Annotated in this window: 6 protein-coding genes and 1 pseudogene; all 7 read left to right on the top strand. The window is 71.0% G+C overall.

Going from position 1 to position 7822, the window contains the following annotated elements; all coding sequences use genetic code 11:
* Window positions 1-764 (top strand): annotated as a pseudogene (locus AOJ26_RS18840) (hypothetical protein); the annotation flags it as partial.
* A gap of 181 nt (window positions 765-945) precedes the next feature.
* Window positions 946-1788, top strand: coding sequence for a nitrilase-related carbon-nitrogen hydrolase (locus AOJ26_RS18835; RefSeq protein ID WP_053849480.1), 843 nt, complete (start codon window positions 946-948; stop codon window positions 1786-1788).
* Window positions 1785-3074: an aspartate aminotransferase family protein gene (locus AOJ26_RS18830; RefSeq protein WP_053849479.1), complete on the top strand. Its 1290-nt coding sequence runs from the start codon at window positions 1785-1787 to the stop codon at window positions 3072-3074. Before AOJ26_RS18835 ends, AOJ26_RS18830 begins: the two co-directional genes overlap by 4 nt.
* Before the next feature lie 23 nt (window positions 3075-3097).
* Entirely contained in the window at window positions 3098-4696 is a 1599-nt protein-coding gene (locus AOJ26_RS18825) for a PucR family transcriptional regulator (protein WP_053849478.1), read from the top strand.
* Between the two features lie 155 nt (window positions 4697-4851).
* Window positions 4852-5694 carry a nitrilase-related carbon-nitrogen hydrolase gene (locus AOJ26_RS18820; protein WP_053849477.1) on the top strand — a complete coding sequence of 281 codons (843 nt, stop codon included), beginning with the start codon at window positions 4852-4854 and terminating at the stop codon, window positions 5692-5694.
* A gap of 100 nt (window positions 5695-5794) precedes the next feature.
* Window positions 5795-7195 carry a dihydropyrimidinase gene (hydA, locus tag AOJ26_RS18815; protein ID WP_053849476.1) on the top strand — a complete coding sequence of 467 codons (1401 nt, stop codon included), beginning with the start codon at window positions 5795-5797 and terminating at the stop codon, window positions 7193-7195.
* A gap of 11 nt (window positions 7196-7206) precedes the next feature.
* Window positions 7207-7822: TIGR03842 family LLM class F420-dependent oxidoreductase (locus AOJ26_RS18810; protein WP_063790292.1), on the top strand; the 616-nt coding region annotated here is incomplete at its 3' end.

Here is a 7822-nt window from a genome sequence, read left to right as displayed (position 1 = left end):
CAGCGCCGCCGCCCGAGGCGAAGCGCAAGCGCCGGCGCGGCGGTGCCCGTTTCGCCGGTGCGGCCGAGGAGGGGGGCGCCCCCGTCGTCGTACCCCCGGCCGCCGTGACCGATCCGCCCGCCGTGCCCGTGGCGAAGGGGCGGGCTCCGCGCGGGGCCCGTTTCGCGGGGGCCGCGCAGGTGCCCGAGGTGCCTGCGGAGGCCGGTCCGGGGCAGCGGGCGGAACCGTCGGACGCGGTGGCGCGGCGGGAGACCACCGAGGCGGTCGCGAGGCTGGTGCGGCTGCGCTCGGAGGGGCGTACCGGCGAGGCGCACGCCGTGCTCGTCGAGATCGCCCACTGGCCCGCCGACCGTTTCCCGCTGCTCGCCGCCGAGCTCCAGCGCGCCGGGCTGGGCGCCGACTGGGCGACCCTGCTGTGGGAGGCCGCGTCGCTGCCCGCCGACCGGCTGGTGGCCGCCGCGGACGCCCTGGCCGCGGCCGGGCGGAGCACGGACGGGGAGCAGGTGCTCCGGCAGGGTGTGGCGCGTCCCGCCGCTGAGATCGGCGCGGCGGTGCTCGCGCTGGTCGCCGAGGGCCGCCACCGTGAGGTCACCGCGCTCCTCGACGCCTACGTCCGCGTCCGCACCCCCGAGGAGGCCGCCCGCAGCGCCGGACCCGGCCCGGCGACCCTCGTACCGCTGCTCCTGGCCGCCGCGCGAGGGGTCTCGGAGGAGCGGCACTGGGACCTGGTGCACGCCCTGCGGGTCGCGGGATTCCCCGCCTGACAGGTCCTCCACAACCCTGCTGACCGGGCACGTCACTCCTCCACTGGAGTGTGAAACGAGATCGACTTCGCCGGTTAACGACGATGGTCTTGGCAAGCCTCTCCAGGAGGCTTACGTTCGTCCCTCTACGGCCCCCTCTACGGGCGTAGAGGCTCTGACGTCCCCGCCGAAGGAGCAGCTCATGGCCAACGTCGTACGTGCCGCTCTGGTCCAGGCCACCTGGACCGGCGACACCGAGTCCATGGTGGCGAAACACGAGGAGCACGCCCGCGAGGCGGCCCGACAGGGCGCGAAGATCATCGGGTTCCAGGAAGTGTTCAACGCCCCCTACTTCTGCCAGGTCCAGGAACCCGAGCACTACCGCTGGGCCGAGCCGGTGCCCGACGGCCCGACCACGAGCCGTATGCAGGAACTCGCCCGCGAGACCGGCATGGTGGTCGTCGTGCCGGTGTTCGAGGTCGAGCAGTCCGGGTTCTACTACAACACCGCGGTCGTGATCGACGCCGACGGCACCGTCCTCGGCAAGTACCGCAAGCACCACATCCCGCAGGTCAAGGGCTTCTGGGAGAAGTACTACTTCAAGCCGGGCAACCTCGGCTGGCCGGTGTTCGACACCGCCGTCGGCAAGGTCGGCGTCTACATCTGCTACGACCGCCACTTCCCGGAGGGCTGGCGGCAGCTGGGCCTCAACGGCGCCCAGCTCGTCTACAACCCGTCCGCCACCCACCGGGGTCTGTCCTCCCACCTGTGGCGCCTGGAGCAGCCCGCGGCCGCCGTCGCCAACGAGTACTTCGTCGCCGCCATCAACCGGGTCGGCGTCGAGGAGTACGGCGACAACGACTTCTACGGGACGTCGTACTTCGTCGACCCGCGCGGCCAGTTCGTGGGGGAGACGGCGAGCGACAAGGAGGAGGAACTGGTCGTCCGCGACCTGGACTTCGACCTCATCGAGGACGTGCGGCAGCAGTGGGCGTTCTACCGCGACCGCCGCCCCGACGCCTACGAAGGGCTGGTGCAGCCGTGACCGAGGACCTGCTGGGACGTCATCGGGCCGTCCTGCCCGACTGGCTCGCCCTCTACTACGAGGAGCCGCTGGAGATCACGCACGGCGAGGGCCGGTACGTGTGGGACTCCGAGGGCAACAAGTACCTCGACTTCTTCGGCGGCATCCTGACCACGATGACCGCGCACGCCCTGCCCGAGATCACCAAGGCGGTGAGCGAACAGGCCGGGCGGATCATCCACTCCTCCACCCTGTACCTGAACCGGCCGATGGTCGAACTCGCCGAGCGCATCGCCCAGTTGTCCGGCATCCCGGACGCCCGGGTCTTCTTCACGACCTCCGGCACCGAGGCCAACGACACCGCCCTGCTGCTCGCCACCACCTACCGGCGCAGCAACACGATCCTGGCGATGCGCAACAGCTACCACGGCCGCTCCTTCAGCGCGGTCGGCATCACCGGCAACCGCGGCTGGTCGCCCACCTCGCTGTCCCCGCTCCAGACGCTGTACGTCCACGGCGGCGTGCGCACCCGCGGCCCGTACGCCTCGCTCGGCGACGACGACTTCATCGCGGCCTGCGTCGACGACCTCAAGGACCTGCTCGGCCACACCCGCCCGCCCGCCGCGCTGATCGCCGAGCCGATCCAGGGCGTCGGCGGCTTCACCTCCCCGCCCGACGGCCTCTACGCCGCCTTCCGCGAGGTGCTGCACGAGCGGGGCATCCTGTGGATCGCCGACGAGGTGCAGACCGGCTGGGGCCGCACCGGCGACCACTTCTGGGGCTGGCAGGCGCACGGGCGCTCGGGCCCGCCGGACATCCTCACCTTCGCCAAGGGCATCGGCAACGGCATGTCCATCGGCGGGGTCGTGGCCCGCGCCGAGATCATGAACTGCCTGGACTCCAACAGCATCTCGACCTTCGGCGGCACCCAGATCACCATGGCGGCCGGCCTCGCGAACCTGTCCTACCTCCTGGAACACGACCTCCAGGGCAACGCCCGGCGGGTCGGCGGACTGCTGATCGAGCGGCTGCGGGCCGTCGCCGCGCAGGTCCCGGGCGTACGGGAGGTGCGCGGGCGCGGACTGATGCTCGGCGTCGAGCTGGTGAAGCCCGGCACCGACGAAGCCGACCCGCAGGCCGCGGCCGCCGTGCTGGAGGCCGCCCGCGCCGAGGGGCTGCTGCTCGGCAAGGGCGGCGGGCACAACACCAGCGCCCTCCGGATCGCCCCGCCCCTGTCCCTGACCGTCGCGGAGGCCGAGGAGGGCGCCGCGATCCTCGAACACGCTCTGAGGAGCACCATCCAGTAGGCCCACAGCAAGGGAACACCGTCATGAGCGCCACCCTGGAGCCCCTGGAACCCCTGGAGTCCTCGGAGCCGGCCCTGTCGGTCCGTCAGGTCCTCATGCTGGAGCGGGTCCTGGCCGGGGAGCCCGAGGTGGTGGCCGGTGCCGGCCAGCTCGACCGGGCGGTGCGCTGGGTGCACGTGGCCGAGGCCGCCGACGTCGGTGTGATGCTCAGCGGCGGTGAGATGGTCCTCACCACCGGTGTGCTGCTCGCCGGCGACGACGGCAAGCAGGCCGAGTACATCCAGTCCCTGCACCGCGCCGAGGCCGCGGCCGTGGTCCTCGGGCTCGGCCGCGCCTTCCCGTCCGCGCCGGACGTGATGCGCCGGGCCGCCGAGCGGTGCGGGCTGCCCATGGTCGTCCTGCACCGGCCCTTCCCCTTCGCGGAGTTGACGGAGGAGGTCCAGGCCCGGCTGGTGCGGCGGAAGTTCGCCGCGGTCAGCATGTCCGAGGCCGTCCGCACCGCCCTGACCGGACTCATCACCGCGGGCGCCCCGCTCCAGCACCTGCTGGACGAGATCGCCCACCACAGCGGCTGTCCCGTGGTCGTCACCAACCTCGCGCACCGCGTCCTCGCCACCGCGGGGGAGCGGTCCGCCGTCGACGACGTGCTGCGCGACTGGGAGCGCATCGCCCGCCAGGCATGGGGGCACCGCCCGGGCCGTTCAGGCACCGGGGGAGGCGGCGCGGGCGACGGCTGGATCCGCGCCGAACTGGGCGGGCGCGGGGAGCGCTGGGGCCAGATCATGCTGTGCGGCTACCGCGGCGACACCGCGACCGGCCGGCTCCTCGCCGACCGGGCCGCCGAGTCCCTCGTCCTGCACCGCATGCTCGGCGGCACCTCCGCCCACACCTGGGAGGAGCAGTCCGCGCAGAGCCTGCTCACCGACCTGGCCAGCGGGGTCGTACCGGCCCGGCAGCTGCTGCCCCGGGCGCGGGCGGCCGGGCTGCCCGTCAACCGGCGCACCTTCGTGCCGCTCGTCGTGCGCGACGGCGATCCGGCCGAACTCGACCGGGTGCTGCGGCTGCTGGGGCTGCCGGGCATCGCCGCCGAACTCACCGACGGGGCCACCGCCGTCCTGCTGAGCCTTGCCCGGGACCAGGACGCCGCCGTGCTCACGGCCAACTTCGCGGCCCGGCTGACGCGGACGGTCGTGGCCGCCGCCGACCCGAGGACCTCGTGGGACGACGTCCCGGCGGGGCTGCGGGAGGCCCAGCACGTCGCCGACGCGGTCGCGGACTCGGCAGCCGCCCGCGCGCTGCCTCCCGTGGTGCGCCTCAGGGACGTCCATCTGCGCGGCCTGATCAGGCTGCTGCGGGACGACCCGCACGTGCAGTCCTTCGCCGAGCGCGAGCTGGACGGACTGCTGTGCGGGACGGGGGACGACCTGCTGGCGGTGCTGCGCACCTACCTCGCCACCGGCCGCAACAAGTCCCGCACCGCCCAGCTCCACCACGTCTCCCGCCCCGCGCTCTACCGGCGGCTGGAGGCCATACAGGGCCGGCTCGGCGTCGACCTCGACGACTTCGAGCAGGCCGCCTCGGTGCACATCGCACTGCTCGCGCACGACGCGCAACAACGCTGAAACACGCTACGACCTGGGAAAACGGCGGTGAAACATGGGCTCGCGACAGGGTGACACCGTGGCACGCCGCGTGCCCGCAGACGTGACACCGTGCAACTCAAAGCCGTTTTCCGGACTTCCTAGTCTTCTCGCACACCGAGCGACCGGAGGTCCCGATGAGCAGAGTGATCCGTGCCGCCCTCTTCCAGACCGCGTGGACGGGCGACAAGGAGTCGATGATCCAGGTACACGAGCAGGCGGCCCGGGACGCGGCCGCACAGGGTGCTCAGGTCCTGTGCTTCCAGGAGCTGTTCTACGGGCCGTACTTCTGCCAGGTCCAGGACAAGGCGTTCTACGAGTACGCCGAGCAGATCCCGGACGGGCCGATCGTCAAGCGCTTCCAGGCGCTCGCCGCGGAGCTGGGCATCGTCCTGATCCTGCCGATGTACGAGGAGGAGCAGCCCGGCGTCCTCTACAACACCGCCGCGGTGATCGACGCGGACGGCTCGTACCTCGGCAAGTACCGCAAGCACCACATCCCCCAAGTCCCGGGATTCTGGGAGAAGTTCTACTTCCGGCCCGGCAATCTCGGCTGGCCGGTCTTCGACACCAGGGTCGGCAGGATCGGTGTCTACATCTGCTACGACCGCCACTTCCCGGAGGGCTGGCGGGCGTTGGGCCTCGCGGGTGCCGAGATCGTCTTCAACCCCTCGGCCACCTCGCGCGGACTGTCCGCGTACCTGTGGCAGTTGGAGCAGCCCGCGGCGGCCGTCGCCAACGAGTACTTCGTCGGCGCGATCAACCGGGTGGGCGTGGAGGAACTGGGCGACAACGACTTCTACGGGACGACGTACTTCGTCGACCCGGAGGCCCAGTTCGTCGGCGAGGTGGCTTCGGACAAGGAGACCGAACTGGTCGTCCGCGATCTGGACATGGCCAAGCTGCGGGAGGTGCGGGACCGCTGGCAGTTCTACCGCGACCGCCGTCCGGACGCCTACCCCCCGCTGACCGCTCCGTAATCACGACCCGCACACCCGCGCCCCTCAGGGGCGCGGGGAACTGCGCGACCAGCCACAGACGACCGGAACTTTTCCGATCCCCGTTCGCAGGAGAGGGAGTATGAGCAGCCGCAGCCGTACCGTCATCAGCGGTGGTCTCGTCATCACCGCGTCCGACGAGATCCACGCAGACGTGCTGATCGAGGACGGCCGCATCGCCGCCCTCGCCGTGCCCGGTACCCAGAGCTGGACCGCGGACCGCACGATCGACGCCACCGGGAAGTACGTCATCCCCGGTGGCGTCGACGCCCACACCCACATGGAGCTGCCCTTCGGCGGCACCTTCGCCTCCGACACCTTCGAGACCGGCACCCGGGCCGCCGCCTGGGGCGGTACCACCACGATCGTCGACTTCGCGGTGCAGAGCGTCGGACACTCCCTGCGTGAGGGCCTGGATGCCTGGCACGCCAAGGCCGAGGGCAACTGCGCCATCGACTACGGCTTCCACATGATCGTCTCCGATGTGAACCAGGAGACGCTCAAGGAGATGGACCTGCTGGTCGAGGAGGGGGTCACCTCCTTCAAGCAGTTCATGGCCTACCCCGGCGTCTTCTACTCCGACGACGGCCAGATCCTGCGCGCCATGCAGCGCTCCGCCGAGAACGGCGGCCTGATCATGATGCACGCGGAGAACGGCATCGCGATCGACGTCCTGGTCGAGCAGGCGCTGGCCCGCGGCGAGACCGACCCCCGCTACCACGGCGAGGTGCGCAAGGCGCTCCTGGAGGCCGAGGCCACCCACCGCGCCATCAGGCTCGCACAGGTTGCCGGCGCGCCCCTGTACGTCGTGCACGTCTCGGCCATGGAGGCGGTGGCCGAGCTGGCACGCGCGCGGGACGAGGGGCTCAACGTCTTCGGCGAGACCTGCCCGCAGTACCTGTTCCTGTCGACGGACAACCTCGCCGAGCCCGACTTCGAGGGCGCGAAGTACGTGTGCAGCACGCCTCTGCGGCCGCGCGAGCACCAGGCCAAGCTGTGGCAGGGCCTCAGGACCAACGACCTCCAGGTCGTCTCCACCGACCACTGCCCCTTCTGCTTCGTCGGCCAGAAGGAGCTCGGCCGCGGTGACTTCTCCAAGATCCCCAACGGCCTCCCCGGCGTCGAGAACCGCATGGACCTGCTCCACCAGGCCGTCGTCGACGGGCACATCACCCGCCGCCGCTGGATCGAGATCGCCTGCGCCACCCCGGCCCGCATGTTCGGCATGTACCCGAAGAAGGGCACCATCGCCCCGGGTGCCGACGCCGACGTCGTCATCTACGACCCGCACGCCGAGCAGACCGTCTCCGCCGAGACCCACCACATGAACGTCGACTACTCGGCCTACGAGGGCAAGCGCCTCACCGGCCGGGTCGAGACGGTCCTCTCGCGCGGCGAACCCGTCATCACCGAGCGGGAGTACACCGGGCACGCCGGGCACGGCACGTACACCCCCCGCTCCACCTGTCAGTACCTCAACTAGGAGTGGCGCCCATGGACTTCGGACTCGTCCTGCAGACGGATCCGCCCGCCTCGAAGGTCATCAGCCTGATGAAGCGGGCCGAACGCAACGGCTTCACCTACGGATGGACGTTCGACTCCGCCGTGCTCTGGCAGGAGCCGTTCGTGATCTACAGTCAGATCCTCGCCAACACCACGAAGTTGAAGGTCGGCCCGATGGTCACCAACCCGGGCACCCGCACCTGGGAGGTCACCGCCTCCACCTTCGCCACCCTCAACGACATGTTCGGCAACCGCACGGTCTGCGGCATCGGCCGCGGCGACTCGGCGATGCGCGTCGCGGGCCGTACACCCAACACACTGGCCCGCATCAGCCAGGCCATGAAGGTCATCAGGGCCCTCGGCTCCGGCCAGGAGGCCGACCTCGGCGGCACGGTCGTCAAGTTCCCCTGGATCAGGGACGACGCCGAACTCCCCGTATGGATGGCGGCCTACGGCCCCAAGGCGCTGAAGATGACCGGCGAGGAGGCCGACGGGTTCATCCTCCAGCTCTCCGACCTCTATCTCACCGAGTACATGGTGAAGGCGGTCAAGGACGCGGCCGCGGCCGCCGGCCGGGATCCGGCGGACGTGAAGATCTGCGTGGCCG

Origin of the sequence: Streptomyces sp. NRRL B-24085 (genome assembly GCF_001282115.1) — a bacterium.
Classification (GTDB): Bacteria; Actinomycetota; Actinomycetes; order Streptomycetales; family Streptomycetaceae; genus Streptomyces.
This window is presented reverse-complemented; position numbering and strand designations above follow the sequence as displayed.